Annotated in this window: 19 protein-coding genes and 1 pseudogene; 8 read left to right on the forward strand and 12 right to left on the reverse strand. The window is 60.0% G+C overall.

All coding sequences use genetic code 11. The features are described from left to right. Window positions 1-27: 27 nt before the first annotated feature. The 4 genes and pseudogenes from AACR14_RS07915 to AACR14_RS07930 all read left to right on the forward strand — a co-directional run bounded on the left by AACR14_RS07915 (window position 28) and on the right by AACR14_RS07930 (window position 3,628). Window positions 28-756, forward strand: coding sequence for a glutamine amidotransferase-related protein (locus AACR14_RS07915; protein WP_019445765.1), 729 nt, complete (start codon window positions 28-30; stop codon window positions 754-756). 154 nt (window positions 757-910) lie between these two features. After that, window positions 911-1,882, forward strand: coding sequence for a LysR substrate-binding domain-containing protein (locus tag AACR14_RS07920; RefSeq protein ID WP_005356189.1), 972 nt, complete (start codon window positions 911-913; stop codon window positions 1,880-1,882). Between the two features lie 106 nt (window positions 1,883-1,988). Beyond that, complete coding sequence (locus tag AACR14_RS07925; protein ID WP_019445767.1) at window positions 1,989-2,828, forward strand: PfkB family carbohydrate kinase; 840 nt, start codon at window positions 1,989-1,991, stop codon at window positions 2,826-2,828. Between the two features lie 345 nt (window positions 2,829-3,173). Beyond that, a pseudogene (locus AACR14_RS07930) lies at window positions 3,174-3,628 on the forward strand (Rrf2 family transcriptional regulator). 72 nt (window positions 3,629-3,700) lie between these two features. Here the strand turns inward: AACR14_RS07930 and AACR14_RS07935 are convergent. After that, window positions 3,701-4,222: a ferredoxin-type protein NapF gene (locus AACR14_RS07935; RefSeq protein WP_005339657.1), complete on the reverse strand. Its 522-nt coding sequence runs from the start codon at window positions 4,220-4,222 to the stop codon at window positions 3,701-3,703. Between the two features lie 140 nt (window positions 4,223-4,362). On the opposite strand from AACR14_RS07935, the gene AACR14_RS07940 reads away from it, so the two are divergent. Together AACR14_RS07940 and rmuC are read left to right on the forward strand one after the other, a co-directional pair. Beyond that, complete coding sequence (locus tag AACR14_RS07940; RefSeq protein WP_019445768.1) at window positions 4,363-4,578, forward strand: hypothetical protein; 216 nt, start codon at window positions 4,363-4,365, stop codon at window positions 4,576-4,578. Continuing rightward, window positions 4,575-5,915, forward strand: coding sequence for a DNA recombination protein RmuC (gene rmuC, locus AACR14_RS07945; RefSeq protein ID WP_019445769.1), 1,341 nt, complete (start codon window positions 4,575-4,577; stop codon window positions 5,913-5,915). Before AACR14_RS07940 ends, rmuC begins: the two co-directional genes overlap by 4 nt. 66 nt (window positions 5,916-5,981) lie before the next feature. Here the strand turns inward: rmuC and AACR14_RS07950 are convergent, their stop codons facing one another. The 6 genes from AACR14_RS07950 to glnA all read right to left on the reverse strand — a co-directional run bounded on the left by AACR14_RS07950 (window position 5,982) and on the right by glnA (window position 12,299). Beyond that, the gene (locus AACR14_RS07950; RefSeq protein ID WP_019445770.1) at window positions 5,982-6,278 is read right to left on the reverse strand and encodes a DUF4054 domain-containing protein; all 297 of its coding nucleotides are present in this window, start codon (window positions 6,276-6,278) and stop codon (window positions 5,982-5,984) included. A 204-nt stretch (window positions 6,279-6,482) separates the two neighbouring features. Then, on the reverse strand, window positions 6,483-7,484 hold the full coding sequence (gene add, locus AACR14_RS07955; RefSeq protein WP_019445771.1) for an adenosine deaminase: 1,002 nt from the start codon (window positions 7,482-7,484) through the stop codon (window positions 6,483-6,485). Window positions 7,485-7,625: 141 nt separating this feature from the next. Further along, the gene (glnG, locus tag AACR14_RS07960; RefSeq protein WP_005339666.1) at window positions 7,626-9,044 is read right to left on the reverse strand and encodes a nitrogen regulation protein NR(I); all 1,419 of its coding nucleotides are present in this window, start codon (window positions 9,042-9,044) and stop codon (window positions 7,626-7,628) included. 9 nt (window positions 9,045-9,053) lie between these two features. Continuing rightward, the gene (glnL, locus tag AACR14_RS07965; protein ID WP_019445772.1) at window positions 9,054-10,109 is read right to left on the reverse strand and encodes a nitrogen regulation protein NR(II); all 1,056 of its coding nucleotides are present in this window, start codon (window positions 10,107-10,109) and stop codon (window positions 9,054-9,056) included. Between the two features lie 80 nt (window positions 10,110-10,189). After that, complete coding sequence (locus AACR14_RS07970) at window positions 10,190-10,774, reverse strand: DUF4124 domain-containing protein (protein ID WP_019445773.1); 585 nt, start codon at window positions 10,772-10,774, stop codon at window positions 10,190-10,192. 115 nt (window positions 10,775-10,889) lie between these two features. Then, window positions 10,890-12,299, reverse strand: coding sequence for a glutamate--ammonia ligase (gene glnA / locus AACR14_RS07975; RefSeq protein ID WP_005339672.1), 1,410 nt, complete (start codon window positions 12,297-12,299; stop codon window positions 10,890-10,892). Window positions 12,300-12,650: 351 nt separating this feature from the next. Between glnA and typA the strand changes: the two genes are divergently transcribed. Further along, complete coding sequence (typA, locus tag AACR14_RS07980; protein ID WP_005339679.1) at window positions 12,651-14,462, forward strand: translational GTPase TypA; 1,812 nt, start codon at window positions 12,651-12,653, stop codon at window positions 14,460-14,462. A 241-nt stretch (window positions 14,463-14,703) separates the two neighbouring features. Here the strand turns inward: typA and AACR14_RS07985 are convergent, their stop codons facing one another. The 5 genes from AACR14_RS07985 to def all read right to left on the reverse strand — a co-directional run bounded on the left by AACR14_RS07985 (window position 14,704) and on the right by def (window position 20,529). Beyond that, a complete protein-coding gene (locus AACR14_RS07985; protein WP_005341967.1) occupies window positions 14,704-16,146 on the reverse strand; it encodes a TrkH family potassium uptake protein in 1,443 nt (480 codons plus the stop codon). 96 nt (window positions 16,147-16,242) lie between these two features. After that, complete coding sequence (gene trkA / locus AACR14_RS07990; protein WP_005339689.1) at window positions 16,243-17,619, reverse strand: Trk system potassium transporter TrkA; 1,377 nt, start codon at window positions 17,617-17,619, stop codon at window positions 16,243-16,245. Window positions 17,620-17,706: 87 nt separating this feature from the next. After that, complete coding sequence (rsmB, locus tag AACR14_RS07995) at window positions 17,707-18,999, reverse strand: 16S rRNA (cytosine(967)-C(5))-methyltransferase RsmB (RefSeq protein WP_019445774.1); 1,293 nt, start codon at window positions 18,997-18,999, stop codon at window positions 17,707-17,709. Window positions 19,000-19,059: 60 nt separating this feature from the next. Further along, complete coding sequence (fmt, locus tag AACR14_RS08000) at window positions 19,060-20,004, reverse strand: methionyl-tRNA formyltransferase (protein ID WP_019445775.1); 945 nt, start codon at window positions 20,002-20,004, stop codon at window positions 19,060-19,062. Between the two features lie 12 nt (window positions 20,005-20,016). Beyond that, window positions 20,017-20,529, reverse strand: a complete 513-nt coding sequence (gene def, locus AACR14_RS08005) for a peptide deformylase (protein WP_005357510.1) — start codon at window positions 20,527-20,529, stop codon at window positions 20,017-20,019. A gap of 108 nt (window positions 20,530-20,637) precedes the next feature. Here def and AACR14_RS08010 point away from each other — a divergent pair, with 108 nt between their 5' ends. Beyond that, entirely contained in the window at window positions 20,638-21,729 is a 1,092-nt protein-coding gene (locus AACR14_RS08010; protein WP_019445776.1) for a LysM peptidoglycan-binding domain-containing protein, read from the forward strand. Window position 21,730 lies beyond the last annotated feature (1 nt).

Here is a 21,730-nt window from a genome sequence, read left to right on the forward strand (position 1 = left end):
GGGGCGAACTCTGTAAAGGAACAACAGATGCGATTGGGAATTCTCGATTGTGACCGGCTCGATCCCGATCTGGCGGATCGTTTTGGCCCCGTTTACTCCGAGATGTTTATCAGGGGCTTTGCGGCCCTGGCCCCCGAACTGGAATTTCTGGTCTGGTCGGCTCTTGATGGGGAATTGCCGGAGGATCTGCACGAGTGCGATGCCTGGCTCATCACCGGCTCGCGCCACGACGCCTATAGCGATATCCCCTGGATTCAGGCACTGCGGGCGTGGATCCGCCAGGCGCACGATGCCGACGTCAAGCTGGCCGGTGTCTGCTTCGGTCATCAGGTGATCGCCCAGGCGCTGGGCGGAGAGGTGGTGAAGTCCACCAAGGGATGGGGGCTGGGAGTGTCGGTGCATCCCATGCTGGCAGATGAGCCCTGGATGGCGCCAGCGCGGGATCAGATCCGCATTCTGGCCAGTCATCAGGATCAGGTGGCCCTGCTGCCGCCGGGGGCGACCCGACTGGCGGGCAACGATTTTTGTCCCAACTTCATGTTCTTGCAGGGGAACAACATAGTGGCCATTCAGGGGCACCCCGAGTTCTCGGTGGAGTACAACCGGGCGCTGATCGAACGGCGCCGTGGCCTGCTGCCCGACGAGCGTTACCAGAGCAGCCTCTCCTCGCTGGAGGGGGAGGTGGATTCGGCGACCATGATGCAGTGGCTGCTGCAGTTTCTGGGGATCCTGCCGCTGCGGGCTGGCGCGGCCTGAGCCCGGTTTGTCAGCCACCCCTTCGGATGCTAGATTTTGTAGCAAAATGAAGGATCAAGCGCTGAGATGTCGGGATCGGATGGTACACTGGCCGCCCTTTGTGGCGGCCTGTTTGTCTGGCGTGATCGCCGCACCAGCTTGAGAGGGTGAAGCCTTGAAACTACAGCAATTGAAGTATTTGATCGCGATCCGGGACCACAACCTCAATGTGTCCGTGGCTTCCGATGCGCTCTTCACCAGCCAGCCGGGGGTCAGCAAACAGATTGGCCTGCTGGAGAGCGAGCTGGGGGTGCGGATTTTCGAGCGCCGTGGCAAGCACCTGCACCGCATTACGCCGGTGGGGGAAGAGATCATCAAGTGTGCCGAGGCGATGCTCAATATCGAGAGCAAGATCAAGGCGATCTCCCGCGAGTATCTGGATCCGACTGTGGGCACCCTCAATATTCACACCACCCACACCATCGCCCGCTACCTGTTGCCTAAGTCGGTCACCTACTTCACCAAGAAGTACCCCAAGATCTCGTTTCACCTTCATCCGGTGATGTCGGCGAGCAAGGAGCAGATCAGCAAGGGTTACTCCGATTTTTCCATCGTTGCCCACGAGATTGGCTTCGACAAGGAGCTGATCGCGCTGCCCGCCTACCTCTGGACCCTCTCGCTGGTGGTGCCGCAGGATCACCCGCTGGCCAAGGTGAAGAAGCCGACCCTGGAGCAGCTCTGCCACTACCCCATCCTCAGCTACGAGAGCGGCGCCACCGGTCGTCAGGTGCAGGACGAGGTATTCCATGCCGCCGGTCTCACCCCGAGCTACTACATGACGGTGATGGACGCCGGGGTGATCAAACGCTACGTGGAGCTGGGCTTTGGCATCGGCATCATCTCCTCGCTGGTGGCCAACGACACCGACAGCCCCGGGCTGGTCTCCATCAATCTGGAGCACCTGTTCAAGCCCTGCCCGGCGCAGATCTGTTTCAGCAAGAGCATATTGCTGCAGAACTACATGTATGACTTTATCAGCTCCTTCTCGCCTCACCTCACCAAAGAGGTGATCCAGAGCGTGATGCAGCAGCCGAGTCAGGCACGCATCGACGAGCTGCTGGCCGGGGTGGAGCTGCCCATCTATTGATCCCGATCGGATTCCCGATCGCTGCCGGTTGTCTCTTCAGTCAGGCTGGGCTCTACTCGGGGTTCAGCCTGTCTCTTTTGGGCTATCTCCATCGTCCGAGGTCTCTATGTCCCGCATTCTGCTGCTTGCCAATCTCAACTGTGATCATGTGCTCTCCCTCTCCGAACCGCTGGTGGCGGGGGCCCGGCTGCAATATGTGGATCAGGGGCGCAGGCTGGGGGGCGGCGCGGCCAACACCGGCATCGGGCTGGTGTGGGCGGGTCACGAGGTGACCATCGCCTCCCGTATCGGGCTGGACGAGACCGGCGACTGGCTGCTGGAGCAGGCGGCCGGTTACGGGCTGGATTGCAGCCATGTGGAGCGCTTTGGCGGCGAGACCGGCGAGCTGCTGATCCTGGTGGACTCCACCGGCGAGCGCACCATACTGCGCCGGCCGCGGCGTCCCGACCTGCCCGGCGATCTGCCGCTGGAGGGGATCGACTGCCTCTATGTGAACTATCCCGGCACCGCCATCATCAGCTACATGCGCCAGATGCTCGGCAAGAGCTTCGTGGTGGCCCAGTATCCCAAGGGCGGCCAAGCGCGCCGCCCCTGTCATGTGCTGGTGGCCTCCCGCTCCGATCTCGGTGAGGTGAGCGACCCCTGGCAACATGCCCGCCAGCTGGCGGGGGAGCAGCTCGAATGGCTGGTGCTGACCGAAGGCAAGGCGGGGGCGGTTGCCATCCATGGTGAGGAGCAGATCCGGGTCGCCGCCCGGCCAGTATCTGTGGTCGATACCACGGGGGCGGGGGATGCTTTCGCCGGCGGATTGATACACGGATTGGCGCGGGGTATGGCGATCAAGGATGCGTTGCAGTGCGCGGTGGACTGGGGCGCGTTTGCCGTCGCCTCCGAGAGCTCCATTCCCTCGGTCGCCCTGAAAAACTGGCTGAAACAACCCCACTGAACCACCTCCTTGACTGTCGATTGAGGGTCGGTTTGCGGGCCATATGGCTGCTGGTCGAAGGGGCTTGGTGAGGAGGACTATTCGGGAGATTTACCCGCCATAAAGCGGGTAAACGCCGGGCTAACCCGGCAAGTTTGCGATCAATCAAAGAAAGTGTCGATTTATGTGCATCTTCATCGACACCCGGTTGTGCTGCTCTTAACCTGTCACTCCGCAACTCAGATTAAGAGACAGGCCCCCCTCTGGCGAACCAATGGGCAAACAGAGGCAAACCGGTTGTCTCCTGCCTCTTAGCTCAATGTTGTCGTCCTGATTCCTGGCTTGTAGTAAGAGGCAAGTGCGACCATGCAACTGACACGATTTACCGACTACGCCCTGCGTACCCTGACCTTCCTGGCGGTTCAGCCGGGGGATCGTCTGTCGACCATTACCGAAGTGGCCGATACCTTCGGCATCTCTCGCAACCACGTGGTCAAAATTGTGCACCAGCTTGGCATCAAGGGGTACATCGAAACGGTACGCGGCAAGCACGGTGGCATCCGCCTCGGTCGCTCTGCGGTCTCCATCAATTTGCGGGATGTGGTGATGGACATGGAGCATGTGCTCTGTCCGGTCGATTGCAAGCGTGAGAACTGCCGTCTCTCCGGCGGCTGCCGCATTCAGGGCATTCTGCGCCGCGCGCCATGAACGCCTTCCTCGAAGTGCTGGGTGAGTACACTCTGGCTGATGCGGTGCGTGATCCTAACCGTCTCTGCCACCTGCTGGGTATCGAGCAAGAGACTATTGTGACCATGGCCTGACGGGGCGTGGAATATCGAACTAGATGTGAAAGGGGCCTGATGGCCCCTTTTGCTTTTGTACGCGGGAGGTTTTTAGCGACTGCCCGGCTGGCGGATCAGGGTGATGGCGCCGTGCAGGCAGGCGAGGCCGCAGGCACCGCAGCCATTGCAGGCATCCATATTGACGTTGATGCCGTCGGCCGTGGCCTTGATCGCCTGCTGGGGACAGGCATCTTCACAGAGCAGGCAGTAGAAGCCCTGCCGTGCCTGACAGCTCTCTTCAATCTGCACCCGGGTCTGCACCTGCCGACCCAGTTGCAGGTCGAGGGCGCCGGTGGGACAGGCTCTGGCGCAGCTGCCGCAGTAGCTGCACTGGCCGCAGGCGAGATCGAGCACCGGGGTACCGGCGATGGGGCTCCCCTCGTACTCCTCCTGGGTGGCCGGTTTGAGCAGACCACGCGGGCAGGCCTTGAAACACTCGCCACAGCGGGTGCAGAGGGAGAGGTACTGGGACTCCTCGATGGCCCACGGCGGGCGCGCTTCATGGCAAACCACGGCGGGCTTGCGGGAAGCTTGCCAACCTTGTGTCAGCCAACGGAGGAAATAGTGAGTCATGCTCGCCCCTGATACCTATTAGGGGTTAATTTTATCGAAGTTTCGGGAAGCAGGCCAGAGAATAGCGGCCGTCAGGATCGCAAGCGCAGTTGCCCTTGTGTAAGCTAGGCGGGTCTTATTACGTGGTTGAATGAAAACATATGTGGCTATTTCTCTGGCGTGCGTCCTTGCTCTATGTCTTTCCCCTGCTGATGTTGGCCTACTGCCGCATCAAGGATATCGAGTTCGCCGAGCTTGATACCGGCGTCAACACCCACAAGTGGGTGGTGCTGGCCGCCTACCTCATCTACGTGGTGCTCTGGATCCTGGTTAACCGCTATCTCGAACTCTTCCTGCGTCAGCGGAGCCGCAAATGATCGACCCCGGGCTCTGGGGGATCTTGCTGCCCGCCGCCGTGCTGGCCCTCGGGCTTGGCTGGCTGATCGGGCGGCGAGCAGCCACGGCGCAGGCTCAGGAGCTGATGCTGGCGCAGGAGCGTTATCAGGCACTGCAGGATCGCTTCGACGAGTTGCAGGATGAGCGGATGCAGGGCCAGCAGAAGCTGGATCAGCAGCAGACCCTGCTGATCAAGCTCACCGCCCGCCTCAAGGATGCGGAAGCGACCCTGCGCAGCGAACGGCTGGCCGCCGCCGAGAAGCTGCAACTGCAACAGGAGGCAGAGCAGCGCCTCAGCCAGCAGTTCGAGAACCTCGCCAACCGGATCTTCGAGCAAAACTCCGGCAACTTCCGCGAATTGAACCAGAACAGCCTCGATCTGCTGCTCACCCCGCTCAAAGAGCAGCTCGAGGGCTTTCGCCGTCAGGTGGGGGAGACTCACGCCCAAGAGACGGCTCAGCGCCACAGCCTCAAGTTCGAGCTGGAGCGCCTCGCCGAGCTCAATGCCCGCATGACCGAGGAGGCGGCGGCGCTGACCCGCGCCCTCAAGGGTGACAGCAAGCAGCAGGGCAATTGGGGGGAAGTGGTGCTGGCACGGATCCTCAGCGAGTGCGGCTTGCGCGAAGGTCACGAGTACCACACCCAGGTCAATATCGAGGTGGAGAAGGGCAAGCGCTACCAGCCCGACGTGATTGTCCACCTGCCACAAGAGAAAGACATCATCATCGACGCCAAGGTGTCGCTGACCGCCTACGAACGCTGGTACAACGCCGATGACGAGCTGGAGAAGGCGGTGGCGCTCAAGGAGCATGTCGCCTCGGTGCGCAACCATATCCGCGAGCTGGGTCGCAAGGATTACCAGCAGCTACCCGGGGTGCGCACCCTCGACTATGTGCTGATGTTCGTAGCGGTGGAGCCCGCCTTCCTCACCGCGATGGAGGCCGATCCCTCGCTGGTGCGTTACGGTCTCGACAACAACATCCTGCTGGTGAGCCCCACCAACCTGATGGTGGCGCTGCGCACCATCGAGAATCTGTGGCGCTACGAGCGGCAGAACCAGAATGCCCGCCAGATTGCCGAGCGGGCCGGTCGTCTCTACGAAAAGCTGCGGCTGTTTGTGGAGGAGATGCAGCAGATGGGCGGCAGCCTGCACAAGGCGCAGGAGAGCTACGACAAGGCAATGGGACGGCTGGTCAACGGCCGTGGCAACCTGATTGCGCAGGTCGAGCGTTTCCGAGAGCTGGGGGTTGAGGTGACCAAGAGCCTGCCCGAGCCGTTGGTTGAGCGGGCGCTGGAGCGTGACAAGGAGCGGGAGTAGTTTTCCCCTGCATCGCCATCCGCAAAAGGTCCAAACCCGGTTTGGGCCTTTTGCCATTTAACTTTGTTAACAGGCGATGGCTCCCATTCCCACTCGTCTTCTGAGTTTTTGGTATTGCTGGCCAAAGCTGGTTGTTTTTAGATCTGCACTGGTTGGTTGAGTCAATATATGAGCTGCGAGATAAAACATCCCCCGTTGTTTTAATGTCTGCGATCCATATTCCCCCCAACGGCTACCCCCTGTCTCATAGCTCGCTTCTTGCAAGGCGAAGATAACTTTCTCGGTAGGGTATGTATCTTCCTTACCGAATTGACCGAAAAACGAAGCGCGGAAGTGCCCAACAATATCTGGTGTAATATCCATCAAAAAACCTCTTTGTAAGAAGTAACCTCACGGTTACGCAATTAGAATGAGGGTGTTTGGAGTATTGCTCAACTCATTGTTTATAATGGTTTTTCATTGACGAATTCGTCATGTGAGGCTTTTGGTTTTATGTCTGACCATGTAACAGGCAAATAGAAACGGCCCACCGAAGTGGGCCGTTTCTATTTGCACTGCCGATGTGGATCAGCGGCTGGCGGCGCGGGCGCTCAGCTCGGCTTTCTCGCTATCGCTCAGGAAGGCCAGGGTCAGGCCGTTCTGCTGGGCGGTGCGGATCTCGCTGGCGGTCATACCAGCAGCCGGAGCGGCCACCTCATATTCGTGCGGCAGGTCGATCCCTTCCACCGCCGGATCGTCGGTGTTGAGGCAGGCCAGCACGCCGGCGGCCAGGAACTGGCGGATCGGGTGTTCGGTCAGGCTCGCCACCGTGGTGGTCTGGACGTTGGAGGTGAGGCAGGATTCGATGCCGATGCGGTGCTCGGCCAGATAGGCCATCAGGGCCGGGTCCTGAATCGCTTTGACGCCGTGGCCGATACGCTCGGCGCCCAGCTCGCGAATTGCTTGCCACATGCTCTCGGGGCCAGCGGCTTCACCGGCGTGTACGGTGACGCGCATGCCTGCATCGCGCACCTTGCGGAAGTGGTCGACAAAGAGTTCCCCCGGGAAGCCCAGCTCGTCACCGGCCAGATCGATGGCGACCAGCTTGTCGCGGTGGGCCAGACAGGCGGCCAGCTCCTGATTGCACTGCTCGGTGCCGAAGGTGCGGCTCATGATGCCGATCAGGTTGGCCTTGATGCCGAAGTCACGGCTGCCCGCGGCCACGCCGTCGATGATGGCTTCCACCACGCCTTGCGGGTGCAGCTTGTGGGTCATCGCCATATAGGCCGGGCTGAAGCGCAGCTCGGCATAGTCGATACCGGCGCGCAGCAGGTCTTCCACGTTCTCGTAGGCAACCCGGTGGCAGGCGTCATAGTCGGCCAGCACGGCCACGCCCCAGTCCAGCTTCTTCAGGAAGGCAACCAGACTCGGCTCGTTCTCGACTATCTGTACGTGGGGACGCAGCGCTTCCAGCTCGAAGGCGGGCAACTGAATGTTGTGTTGGCGACCCAGCTCGAGGATGGTTTGCGGGCGGATGTTGCCGTCCAGATGGCGGTGCAGGTCGGTCAGGGGGAGAGATCTGTCAATCATAGGGGCGCCCTCGTCGAGTCAGGTTTGAAAGCCTGCCATTCTAGGCGGGGCTTTCAAAAAAGATACCCCGTTTATGGTTAAACGGGGTTCTGGCGGGCGGTGATTTGTCAGGGCGTGATGGGAATCGTTTTTCCCGGGGACTCAGGAGAGATCGAGTTCCTTCAGCTTGCGGGTCAGGGTGTTGCGACCCCAGCCAAGCAGGCGCGCTGCTTCCTGTTTGTGGCCGTGGGTGTGTTCCAGCGCCGTCTCCAGCATGATCCGCTCGAACTGGGGCATGGCATCTGCCAGGATGTCTGTCTCTCCCAGCGCCAACTTGCTGGCCACCCACTCTTGCAACTGTTGCTGCCAGCAACCGGGCAACGCCGGTTGGCCCGGTTCGGCGTTGTGGGTGATGGGGGTGAGCAGCTCGGCAGGCAGGTCGCCGACCAGCACTTCCTGACCGGATGCCATCACGGTGAGCCAGCGACAGACGTTCTCCAGCTGGCGCACGTTGCCCGGCCAGGGCAGGCGGCTGATATAGGCCTGGGTATCGGGGTGCAGGCTCTTGGCCTCGACGTTCAGCTCTTTGGCTGCGCGCAGCAGGAAGTGACGGGCCAGCTGGGGGATATCCTCACGGCGCTCCTTGAGGGCGGGGATGTGGATTCGGATGACGTTGAGGCGGTGGAACAGATCCTCGCGAAACTCGCCATCGGCGACCCGCTTCTCCAGATTCTGGTGGGTGGCTGCGATGATCCGTACATCCACCTGCACCGGCTGGTGGCCGCCGACTCGATAGAACTGGCCATCGGCCAAGACACGCAGCAGCCGGGTTTGCACATCCAGCGGCATGTCGCCGATCTCGTCGAGAAACAGGGTGCCGCCGTCGGCCTGCTCGAAGCGGCCGTGGCGGATGTTGTTGGCGCCGGTGAAAGCCCCCTTCTCGTGACCGAACAGTTCCGATTCGATGAGATCTTTCGGGATAGCCGCCATGTTGAGGGCGATAAAGTTCTTGTGTGCGCGCGGGCTGTGCTTGTGCAGGGCGTGGGCGACCAGCTCCTTGCCGGTACCGCTCTGACCGTTGATCAGCACCGAGATGCTGGAGCGTGACAGGCGACCGATGGCGCGGAACACCTCCTGCATCGCCGGTGCCTCACCGATGATTTCGGGAGTGGCGGTGGCTTCTTGCTGACGAGACTTGCGCTTGGTGCGCTGCTCCTTGAGGTGATTCTCGGCGCGGCGCACCAGGGTCACGGCTTCGTCGATGTCGAACGGTTTAGGCAGGTACTCGAAGGCGCCACGCTGGTAGGCGTTAACCGCGCTATCGAGATCCGAGTGGGCGGTCATGATGATGATGGGCAGATCGGCCTGACGGCGGTGGATCTGCTCCAGCAGGCTCAGGCCGTCGATGCCCGGCATCCGGATATCGGAGAGGATGACATCGGGCGAGCGCAGCTCAAGGGCGTGCAGCAGGGCTTCGCCATCGGCAAAGCTCTCGCAGTTGAAGCCTTCGCTGCCGAGAGTGCGCTCCAGCACCCAGCGGATAGAACTGTCGTCATCGACGATCCACACTTTGGCGGTCATGGGGTTCCCTTACTTGCGAAGCGGTAGAAAAATGGTGAATTCGGTGTGACCCGGCCAGCTGATGCAGTCGATCCGCCCCTTGTGCTGGTCGATCAGGTTCTGGGCGATGGAGAGGCCGAGCCCGGTGCCCCCCTCCTTGCCGGTGATCATCGGGTAGAACAGGGTGTCGCGAATGGCATCGGGAATGCCGGGGCCGTTGTCGATGATCTTGATCTCCGCTGCCAGCCGGTAACGCTGGCCGTGGATGGTGATCTGGAACGCGGTGCGGGTCTTGATGCGGATAAGCCCGGTCTGATCGCCCAGTGCTTCGGCGGCATTGCGCACTATGTTGAGAAACGCCTGCTGCAGCTGATCCGGCTCCATCTCGAATTCGGGGATGCTGGGGTCGTAATCCCGCTCGATGTGAACAGAGGGAGGGAGTTCGAGCTCCACCAGTCGGCGTACCTGCTCCAGCACCGAATGGACATTGTGCATCTGGTGACGGCCGGGGCGCTGGGGGCCGAGCAGCCGATCGACCAGTACCCGCAGCCGGTCGGCCTGTTCGATGATGATGCCGGTATATTCGCGCAGCGCCGGATCCGGCAGCTCTTTTTGCAGCAGCTGCGCCGCGCCGCGCAGGCCGCCGAGGGGATTCTTGATTTCGTGGGCCAGCCCGCGCACCAGCTCCTTGGCCGCCAGCTGTTGGGCATGTTGCTGCTGCTCCTGACTGATCTTCTTCTGCTGGTCGATCTTGCGCAGCTCCACCACCAGCAGACGCTGTTCGTGGTCGGCCATCGGGGTGGCGCTCAGCTCCACCAGTCGCGGTTCTCCCTCTACCACCAGAGTCACTTCGCTATCGGTAAAGCCTTGCCCTGACACGAGGCACTGCTTGAGCCGCTGCAAATCGAGGGAGATATGTTCCAGCAGATGGGGCAGTTCGATGCCGATCAGCCTGCGTTCACTGAGGGAGAGCAGCTGTTCAGCCGCCGGGTTGACGAACTGGATGCAGAGCCGCTCATCCATCAGGATCACGGCTGTCAGCAAATTATCCAAGAGTGTTTTGGCGTTGTCCGAGCGGGTTGGCACAGGTTTCTCCCTAAAACGGTGCTACACACCTGTTATGCACCGATATGGTGCATAGAGTTTACCCGCATCGGTGCGCTATATCACCCCTGGTCGGCTTTGGGGGTGGGTTTGGGAGCCGGCGTCACGCTCGCTCTATGCAGGTAAAAGGTGACTGCACTGGATTTAGCAAGGATCGTACCGTCTTTGGCGAGCAGCTCGAGCTGAGCCTCGTGGGCGCCGCGATCGACGTTTTCGACGCGGACAGAGAGGCTGTTACTGACGATGGGGGCGGCTTTGCCATCCAGAGTCAGGCGCACATCATACTGGGTCGGAGGTTTGGGGCTGATGGTGCCCTGAAAGACGATGTTGCCTGTGTTGTCGCGCAGGGTGCTGCCCTGTTCCGGGGAGAGCAGTTCGATGGTCAGCTTGGCCGCCTCTTTCTCTTTCTTGGCATCGGCGCCGGTCAGGCTATTGAAGTTATCCACCTGCACCGATCTGGGCGCGCTGCTGCCCAGCAGCGGGGCGACCCGCAGATCGACCTCTTTGGCGTTTTTGCCGGGGGGGGGCGCATCCGAGTAGTGGGTGATGCCATTGCCATCGACCCAGGAGTAGACCTTGGCCGCGTCCGCAGCGAACGAGGTCAGCAACAGGAGGCTGAGCACCCCTATGCCATGCTTGTTGTTCATCCATCTCTCCTTGACGGTATTTTGCTTAATCCTATCAGAGAAAAAACCCGCCAGATGGCGGGTTTTGTCACGATTAAGCAAGCTGACCAGATTTAAACGGCCAGTCTGCTGAGCCTTAGACGGAGTAGTACAGTTCGAATTCCAGCGGGTGCGGAGTCATGCGCACACGGTCAACATCCTGCTGTTTCAGTTCCAGATAGGAGTTGATGAAGTCATCGCTGAACACGCCGCCACGTGTCAGGAACTCGCGGTCAGCATCCAGAGCGGCCAGGGCTTCGTCCAGAGAACCGGCAACGGTCGGCACTTCTGCGGCTTCTTCCGGCGGCAGGTCATACAAGTTCTTGTCCATGGCATCGCCCGGATGGATCTTGTTGATGATACCGTCCAGACCGGCCATCAGCTGGGCAGCGAAGGCCAGGTACGGGTTGGCAGCCGGATCCGGGAAGCGCACTTCGATACGACGGGCTTTCGGGCTCGGTACCACCGGGATACGGATGGAGGCAGAGCGGTTGCGGGCAGAGTAGGCCAGCATGACCGGTGCTTCATAACCCGGAACCAGACGCTTGTAGGAGTTGGTGGTCGGGTTGGCGAAGGCGTTGATGGCCTTGGCGTGCTTGATGATACCGCCGATGTAGTGAAGAGCCATCTCGGACAGACCGCCATACAGGTCGCCAGCGAACAGGTTGACGCCGTTCTTGGCCAGAGACTGGTGGCAGTGCATGCCGGAGCCGTTGTCACCGAACATGGGTTTCGGCATGAAGGTGACGGTCTTGTTGTAGGCGTGAGCCACGTTGTGGATCACGTACTTCAGTACCTGTACTTCGTCAGCTTTCAGCGTAAGAGTGTTGAAGCGGGTAGCGATCTCGTTCTGACCGGCAGTGGCCACTTCGTGGTGGTGAGCTTCAACGACCTGGCCCATCTCTTCCAGCACCAGACACATGGCGGCGCGGATATCCTGGGAAGAGTCGACCGGTGCAACCGGGAAGTAACCACCTTTCACGAACGGACGGTGACCCTTGTTGCCATGCTCATAGGCAGTGCCGGAGTTCCATGCGGCTTCTTCAGATTCGATTTTCACGAAGCTGTGGCCCATGGTGTTGGAGAAAGTAATGTTGTCGAACATGAAGAATTCCGGCTCCGGCCCGAACAGCACGGTGTCAGCGATGCCGCTGGACTTCAGGAAATCTTCTGCACGTTTGGCGATGGAGCGCGGATCGCGATCGTAGCCCTGCATGGTGGCAGGCTCCAGCACGTCACAAACGATGTTCAGGGTGGTCTCTTCGGTGAACGGGTCCAGCTTGGCGGAGGCTGCGTCCGGCATCAGCACCATGTCGGATTCGTTGATGCCCTTCCAGCCGCCGATGGAGGAACCATCGAACATCTTGCCGTCTTCGAAGAAATCTTCATCAACCTGGTGAGCAGGGATGGATACATGCTGCTCTTTACCCTTGGTGTCGGTAAAGCGCAGATCAACAAACTTGACTTCGTGTTCCTGGATCAGGGCCAAAACGTTCTGGGCTGACATGCTAAGTAACCTCCGGTGTTAAAACTCTCTGGGTGAATGCGTCGTCGTATTCACATAAGCCAGTATCGTGCCAAGTTTGTGACAGCTTGATTTCAGGGCAATCTTGCTGAAGAGGCTCCCCAAAATCAGGCGATCTCGACTCGCGTTGCATCAATTTAGTGCGATGGTGGATCGTTTTGGTGCACTGTAATGGTGCGCGAAATACGGTCACCGCCCATCTAAGCAGGGTTTGTCAGAGAGGTCTATGATCCAGATCTGTTGTTATGCGCGAATGTACTGCAATTCTGCTAGGCAGATCACAAAGGCAAGAGTACAATTAGCGCCCAATTTTACCCGGTGATTGAGGCGAGAATGTTAGAGAATTTACGCAATATTGCGATTATTGCGCACGTTGACCACGGCAAAACGACTCTGGTTGATAAGCTGCTGCAGCAGTCCGGCACCCTGGACCGCTCCACGGAAGGCCAGGAACGGATCATGGACTCCAATGATCTGGAACGGGAACGTGGCATCACCATTCTCGCCAAGAACACTGCGATCCGCTGGAATGACTACCGCATCAACATCGTTGATACCCCGGGTCACGCCGACTTCGGTGGTGAAGTAGAGCGCGTACTGTCCATGGTTGACTCCGTGCTGCTGCTGGTTGACGCCGTAGACGGCCCGATGCCGCAAACCCGTTTCGTGACCCAGAAAGCGTTCGCTCAGGGTCTGAAGCCGATCGTGGTCATCAACAAGGTTGACCGTCCGGGTGCTCGTCCTGACTGGGTAATGGATCAGGTATTCGACCTGTTCGACAACCTGGGCGCGACTGACGAACAGCTGGATTTCAAAGTTGTTTACGCCTCTGCACTGAACGGTTGGGCCACCATGGATCAGGACGTCGAGTCCGAGAACATGGAGCCGCTGTTCCAGGCTATCGTTGACAACGTTGAAGCGCCGAAGGCTGATGCCGAAGGTGGTTTCCAGATGCAGATCTCCCAGCTGGACTACAACTCCTACGTGGGTGTTATCGGTATCGGACGTATCACCCGTGGTCGCGTCAAGACCAACCAGCAAGTCACCATCGTTGGTGCCGACGGCAAGACCCGTAACGGTAAAGTCGGTCAGGTGCTGGGTTACCTGGGTCTGTCCCGTACTGAAGTTACCGACGCGCAAGCGGGTGACATCATTGCTATCACCGGTCTGGGCGAGCTGAAAATCTCCGACACCATCTGTGATAACGGTGCCGTTGAAGCCCTGCCGCCGCTCTCCGTTGACGAGCCGACCGTGAACATGACCTTCCAGGTCAACACCTCACCGTTTGCCGGTAAAGAGGGCAAGTTCGTGACCTCCCGTAATATTCTGGAGCGTCTGAACCAGGAGCTGGTCCACAACGTGGCCCTGCGCGTGGAAGAGACCGATGATCCGGACAAGTTCCGTGTATCCGGTCGTGGTGAGCTGCACCTCTCCATCCTGATCGAGAACATGCGTCGCGAAGGTTACGAACTGGCTGTGTCCCGTCCGGAAGTAATCCTGCGTACCGTTGATGGCGTTCTGCAAGAACCGTTCGAAACTGTAACTGTGGACGTTGAAGAAGCGCACCAGGGTTCCGTGATGGAGCAACTGGGTCTGCGTAAAGGCGAAATGACCAACATGACCCCGGATGGTAAGGGTCGTGTCCGCCTGGACTTCATGATCCCGAGCCGTGGCCTGATCGGCTTCCAGACCGAGTTCATGACCATGACTTCAGGTACCGGTCTGCTGTACCACACCTTCGACCACTACGGTCCGCACAAGGGTGGCAGCATCGGCGAGCGTCAGAACGGCGTGCTGATCTCCAACGCTACCGGTAAAGCACTGACCTACGCCCTGTTTGGTCTGCAAGACCGCGGTCGTCTGTTCATCGGTCACGCGACCGAAGTGTACGAAGGCCAGGTGATCGGTATTCACTCCCGTTCCAACGACCTGACTGTTAACTGCCTGAAAGGCAAGCAGCTGACCAACATGCGTGCCTCCGGTACCGACGAAGCTCAAGTGCTGACTCCGCCGATCCGCATGACTCTGGAACAGGCTCTCGAGTTCATCGATAACGACGAACTGGTAGAAGTGACTCCGAAGAACATCCGTATCCGCAAGAAATTGCTGACCGAGCTGGATCGCAAGCGCTCTGGCCGTGGTTAATGCCATGTGCTGAGTCTCGGCAGCCCTTGCGGCCGCTGATGGTTCACTGATAAACGGACCCAAACCTCTGGTTTGGGTCCGTTTTTTTATGCCTGTGATCCGCTCTGTCCATCCTGATGAGCTCGTTCAGGCCATCCGGTAATGGGGCTGATGAGCGTTGAGCGAAGGTCGTGGGGATGGGTGAGATAAGAAAGCCGCAGCGGGTGGCCGCTGCGGCTTTTTGCTGGCTTGCAGTAAGGGATTACTGGCGCCAGAAGGAGGGGAAGAAGAGCACGGCGACCGTCAGGATCTCCAGTCGTCCCAGCAGCATGCCGAATGACAACAGCCATTTGGCCGATTCCGGCAGGCTGGCAAAGTTGGTGCTGGGGCCGACCACCGGGCCCATGCCCGGGCCAACGTTGGCAACGGCGGTGATGGAGCTGGAGATGGCCGTCAGGGGGTCAAGCCCGATGGCGCCCAGCAGTGCGGCTATCACCAGAATGATGGCGAAGTAGGCCAGTACGAAGGAGATCATCGAGCGGATGATGGCGTCATTGACCGTCCGGCCGTTGTACTTCTGCGGAAACACGGCAGAGGGGTGCATCAGTTGGCGCATCTGCTTTCTGAACAGGGCGAATGCCACCTGTACTCGGAAGATCTTGAGACCACCCGCAGTGGAGCCTGAACAGGCCCCAAGAGCCAGCAGCACGATGAAGACGATGCTGGCGAGCGGCCCCCAGGTGCCGAAGTCACCAAGGCCGTAGCCGGTGGTGGTGAGCACCGAGACGATGTTGAAGCAGCTGATGCGCAGGGCATCCCAGAAGCCGAACAGATCTCTCTCCCACAGATAGAAGGTCATGATGACGGTGACCCAGACCACCAGCCAGAAGAAGCCGCGCACCTGGGCATCCTTGAACAGGCTGTTGTCCCTGTGGTTGAGGCTCTGCACATAGAGCAGGAAGGGCAGGCCGCCGAGGAACATGAACAGGGTGCCAATCCAGTGAGCCGAGTTGGAGAAGTGGGACATGGATTGATCGGAGGTGGAGTAGCCGCCGGTACTGAGGGTGGTCATGGCGTGGTTGATCGCCTCGAACATGTTCATGCCGCTGGCCCAGTAGGCCATGAAGCAGAGCATGGAGAGTACCAGATAGACCACGACGATGTTGTTGGCGACCGTCTTGGCACGCGGGGCGCTTTTGTCTGACCAGTCCGAGCTCTCGGTCTGGAACAGCTTCATGCCTCCGACGTTGAGGTAGGGCAGCACGGCTACCGCCATCACGATAAAGCCGACCCCGCCCAGCCACTGCAGGATGGAACGCCACAACAGGATGCTGTGGGCCATGTTGTCGAGGCCGGAGAGCACGGTGGAGCCCGTGGTGGTCACCCCCGACATGGTCTCGAAGTAGGCGTCGGTGAAGTTGATGTGGGTGATGAAAACAAAAGGCAGGGCGCCGAAGGCGCAGGCCACCACCCAGACCGAGGTGGTGAGCAGGAACATCTCCCGCACCCCCAGATGAAACTCTGCCTTGCGCCCGTAATGGAGGCAGAGCAGGGCGGCGCCGTGGGTGATCAGCACCGATTTGAGAAACTCGACAAACCCCTCGGAGCCGGTGAGCAGTGCCAGCAAGGTGGGCAGCCACATGAAGAGCGCCAGCTTGGAGAGCACCAGCCCGAGGGTGAAGATAATGGGACGCAGCTTGATCATGTTCGATAACCTGGTCGTTGATTAACAAAAGACCCGGACCATCCCCTTGGGGGAGCTGAGCCGGGTCTGGTTTGACAGCCTGTGCGCATGAAGACGTTACAGGAAGAAGGGGCTTGGCTGAAACAGCCGCTCCACTTCCGGGATGTACTTCTTGTCCACCAGGAACATGACCACGTGGTCATCCTGCTGGATTTTGGTGCGATCGTGGGCGATCAGTACCTCATCCCCGCGCACTACGGCACCGATAGTGGTGCCCGGCGGCAGCTTGAGCTCGCCCACCGTCTTGCCGACCACCTTGGAGGTGTTCTCGTCACCGTGGGCAATCGCTTCGATCGCCTCGGCAGCGCCGCGGCGCAGACTGTAGACGTTGGCGATATCGGCTCGGCGCACATGGGTCAACAGGGCCGAGATGGTGGCTTGCTGGGGCGAGATGGCGATATCGATGGAGCCACCCTGCACCAGATCGACGTAGGCGCCGCGCTGGATCAGCACCATGGTCTTCTTGGCGCCCATCTTCTTGGCGAGCAGCGCCGACATGATGTTCGCCTCATCCTCGTTGGTCACGGCGATGAAGACGTCGATTTGATCGATATGCTCCTCGGCCAGTAGCTCCTGATCCGCCGCATCGCCGCAGAAGACGATGGTGTTCTCCAGCAGTTCGGAGAGCTGCTCCGCCCGCTTCTGGTTGCGCTCGATAAGCTTCACGCTGTAGCGCTTCTCCAGCTGGCGGGCGAGGCCGGCGCCGATGTTGCCACCACCGACGATCATGATGCGGCGGTAGGGGCTCTCTAGGCGCTGCAGCTCCGACATCACGGCACGGATATGGCCTGCGGCGGCGACGAAGAAGACCTCGTCATCCGCTTCGATGATGGTGGTACCTTGCGGACGGATCGGGCGGCCCTGACGGAAGATGGCCGCTACCCGGGTTTCGATGTTGGGCATGTGCTCGCGCAAGGTGGAGAGAGCGTTACCCACCAGCGGGCCCCCGTAGTAGGCCTTGACCGCCACCAGACCGACGCGGCCACCTGCAAAATCAACCACTTGCAGGGCGCCCGGGTATTCGATCAGGCGACGCACATAGTCGGTCACCAGCTGCTCCGGCGCGATCAGGTGATCCACCGGCACCGATTCCGGCAGGAACAGGCGATCCCGCTCGGTCAGATAGGCCGGCGAGCGGATCCGTGCCACCTTGTTCGGGGTGTTGAACAGGGAGTAGGCCACCTGACAGGCGATCATGTTGGTTTCGTCACTGTTGGTGACGGCGACCAGCATGTCGGCATCCTGAGCCCCCGCTTCGCGCAGCACCTTGGGGTGAGCGCCATGGCCGTTGACCACCCGCAGGTCAAACTTGTCCTGCAGTTCGCGCAGGCGCTCGCTGTCGGTATCGACGATGGTGATGTCGTTGTTCTCTCCGGCCAGGTTCTCGGCCAGAGTGCCGCCGACCTGGCCGGCTCCCAAAATGATGATTTTCATAGGGAACGTCTACTCACGTTGAGGCTGTAAAGGGGAGCGCCAGAACGGAGCTGGCGGCTCTCCCGAATGAGGTTTGTCATGCCCGGCTCAGAGCTTGACCAGTTTGGCGTAGTAGAAGCCATCCATCTCGGCTTCACCCGGCAGGAACTGGCGACCCGGGCAATCCGGGGTGTCCTGTTCGTGCAATGGCACCAATTTGGCATCTTTGGTCGCGGCAAGGAAGGCGCGGATCTGTTCGCGGTTCTCTTCCGGCAGGACGGAGCAGGTGGCGTAGAGCAGGGTGCCGCCGCTCTTCAGCTTGCCCCAGAGGGCATTGAGAATCCGGCGCTGCAGCTCGGCCAGCTCACGAATGTCCTGATCGCGGCGCAGCCACTTGATGTCGGGGTGGCGACGGATAACGCCGGTGGCGGAGCAGGGGGCATCCAGCAGAATGCGGTCGAACTGGCCCTCCGGCCACCACTGTTCCGGCGCCGCCGCATCGCCATGGATCACCTGGGCGGTCAGGCCGATGCGATCCAGGTTCTCCTGCACCCGCTTGAGGCGGTTTTCGTCGGCATCGACGGCAACCACGCCAGCCAGCTTGGGCTGACGCTCCAGCAGGTGGGCGGTCTTGCCGCCGGGGGCCGCGCAGGCATCCAGCACCCACTCGCCCGGTTGCGGGTCGAGCAGTGCCGCAGCTTGTTGTGCTGCACCATCCTGTACCGAGCAGTCACCGACCTCGAAGCCGGGTAGCTTGGTCACATCGCAAGGACGCTCCAGCAGGATGCAATCCTCGCCCTCTTCACCGGCCACGGCATTGATGCCGGCTTCGGCCATGCGAGCCAGCATGGCATCGCGGCTCTGGCGCTGGCTGTTGTTGCGGATCCACATGGGGGGACGCTGGTTGTTCGCCTCCATGATGAATTCCCACTCATCGTGATAGGCCTGACGCAGGCGCTTGGTGAGCCACTCCGGATGACCGAGGCGAATGCTGGGAACACGGTCGATACGCAGCAGAATGACTTCGGCGCTGCGCTGGAAGTTGCGCAGCACGCCGTTGATGAGGCCACGCAGGGAGGTGCCCTTGAGCAGTTTGACGGCGTTGACGGTCTCGGCCACCGCGGCGTGAGCCGGAATGCGGGTGTAGATGAGCTGATAGAGACCGACCAAGATGAGGTAGTGGAAAATGCGGCTCTTGTTCTTGAGCGGCTTGTCCATCATCTCGTTAACTGCCGCATCGAGGCGGGGCAGCCAGCGCAGGGTGCCGTAGCAGAGTTCTTGCAGGAGAGCGCGATCACGGGGTGCGACCTTCTCCTGGGCAGCAGGCAGAACAGCGGAGAGGGATTGACCCTGATCCAGCACCTGTTGAATAACGAGAGCGGCCTGTGCACGTGTTTTCATAGAGTTACCTTAGATGCGCAAGTCGGGGCCTGGGCCCCGCTTGTGTCAATTCAATCCAGTTCAATTCAATTGCGTGCCGGGTTCAAACCAGTCGCGGCGAGAGTTGAGCAGATCCGAAACGGACATCGCCTTCTTGCCGGGCGGTTGCAGGGTCAGCAGGCGCAGTACCCCTTTGCCGGTAGCGATATCGATCCCCTGCTTGTCGGCCTTGAGCAGGGTGCCGGCGGGTTGGCTGTGGTCGCTGTCAATGACGGCGGCTTGCCATACCTTGACGGTCTGGTCAGCCACTTCAAACCAGCTGATGGGCCAGGGGTTGAACGAGCGGATGCAGCGTTCGATGGCAACAGCCTCCATCGACCAGTCGATGCGGGCCTCTTCCTTGGAGAGTTTTTCGGCGTAGCTGGCCAGCGCATCATCTTGCGCCTCGGCAGCGGTTTCACCGGCGGCCATGGCATTGATGGTGTCGACCAGAGCCTGCGGGCCCAGCTCGGCCAGCTTGTCATAGAGGCTGGCGGAGGTCTCGTCGGCGGCGATGGGGCAGCTTACCTTGCGGATCATGGCGCCGGTATCCAGCCCCACATCCATCTGCATGATGGTGACGCCAGTTTCGGCATCGCCCGCCCAGATGGAGCGCTGGATCGGTGCGGCGCCGCGCCAGCGGGGCAGCAGGGAGCCATGGACGTTGATGCAGCCCAGCCGCGGGGTATCGAGCACCACCTTAGGCAGGATCAGGCCATAGGCCACCACCACCATCAGGTCGGCGCCCAGTGCAGCAAGCTCGGCTTGCGCCTCTTCCTTGCGCAGAGAGGCAGGTTGGTAAACCGGCAGGTTGTGGGCCAGTGCCAGCTCTTTGACCGGGCTGGCGGTGAGCTTCTGGCCACGGCCAGCAGGCTTGTCAGACTGGGTATAAACGGCAACGACCTCGTGGTCGGAAGACAACAACGCCGCCAGGTGACGGGCGGCGAAGTCGGGAGTACCGGCAAAAATCAGTTTCAGCTTATTCAATGGGGCAGATCCTCAGAGGACTTTGCGATCTTCACGGGCCATCTTTTCCAGCTTCTGGCGAATGCGCTGGCGCTTGAGCGGGGACAAGTAATCCACAAACAGCTTGCCGACCAGATGATCCATCTCATGCTGGATGCAGATGGCGAGCAGATCGTCGGCTTCCAGCTCGAACGGCTTGCCGTTGCGATCCAGGGCGCGGATTTTGATCTGTTCAGCGCGAGGCACCAGAGCACGGCTGCCGGGCACGGAGAGGCAACCCTCTTCAATGCCGGTGCTGCCGCACTGCTCGATGACCTCCGGATTGATCAATACCAGAGGATCTTCACGGTTTTCAGAGACATCGATCACTATGATGCGCTGGTGAATGTCGACCTGAGTCGCGGCCAGGCCAATGCCTTCCTCCGCGTACATGGTTTCGAACATATCATCTACAATCTGTTGTAACTCGGGTGTAAAGGTCTCGACAGGGGCTGCAACGGTGCGCAGGCGCTCATCGGGAAAACGCAATACATCTAGAATGGCCATAGTTTTTTCTTTAGTTTCGTATAAATGCAGTCAATATTGGCGTAATTCTAGTCATTTACGCCGACAAAAAACAGCAACACTTTGCGTACAGAAGTAACAGGGAGTGTTATGTATCTGAAGCAAACCATCCTCGCCTGCCTGCTGGTGACCGTGAGTCAGGCAGCACTGGCCGATCAGCTCAGGCTGAAAGCGGGTTACCCCGATAGTTATGTAGTGCAAAAAGGCGACACCCTGTGGGATATCTCCGGCAAGTATCTTTCCGAACCCTGGCTCTGGCCCCGTCTCTGGAACATCAATCCGCAGATAGCCAATCCTCACTGGATCTACCCCGGTGATGTACTGCATCTGAGCTGGGTCAATGGTGAACCCCGGCTCGGTAAGGCGATGCAGGGTGGCAAGCAAGTCATCCGTCTCGGCCCGAAAACCCGTTACGAGAACAAAGCCAACCCCATTCCGACCCTACCTATCAGCGAGATCGGCCCTTTCCTGCAAACCGACCATATTCTGGCTGACAGCCAGCAGCAGAAAACCCTGCCCTATCTGCTGGGGTCGGATCAGAAACATATCGGCATGCTGGAGGGGGACACCCTCTATGTACAGGGCTCCCTGACACCGGGGCAGGTTTATGGCATTTATCACCCCGGAGTGGTCTACAAGGATCGCGAAACCGGTGAACTGCTGGGCCAGGAGGCGATCTTTGCCGGTGTGGTGCGGGCCGTGGCGCGTCTTGATGGCGATCGGACCGAGGTGACTCTGACTCATAATCAGCGCGAAGTGCTGCAGGGCGACAAGGTGATGCCGCTGCCGGCTCAGGAGAACATGCCCGCCGTCTTCACACCGAAAGCGGCCCCTGCCATCACACCGGGCTATATCATCGATTTGCCGAACAAGACCCGGGGCGGTGGCAAGTTTGATGTGGTACTGATCAACCGGGGCGGCCGCGATCAACTGGTCGCCGGGGATGTACTGGATGTCAGACGGCCCGGAGCTGCTCTGGTCACCAAGAATGGCGATGTACAGTACAAGGAGCTCTCGTCGGTTTTTAACCGGGTGTTTTACAGCAACAACAAGAAGGCACCACTGCCCTCTGAAGCGATTGCCCGTGTCATGTTGTTCAAGGTGTATGACAAGCTGAGTTACGGTCTCATCATGCAGAGTAACGACATGGTGAGTGCGGGTTATCAGGTCACTCACTTCTGAC

The sequence above is a fragment of the Aeromonas sp. 159 genome (assembly GCF_963862045.1).
In the GTDB taxonomy this organism is placed as follows: domain Bacteria; phylum Pseudomonadota; class Gammaproteobacteria; order Enterobacterales; family Aeromonadaceae; genus Aeromonas; species Aeromonas veronii.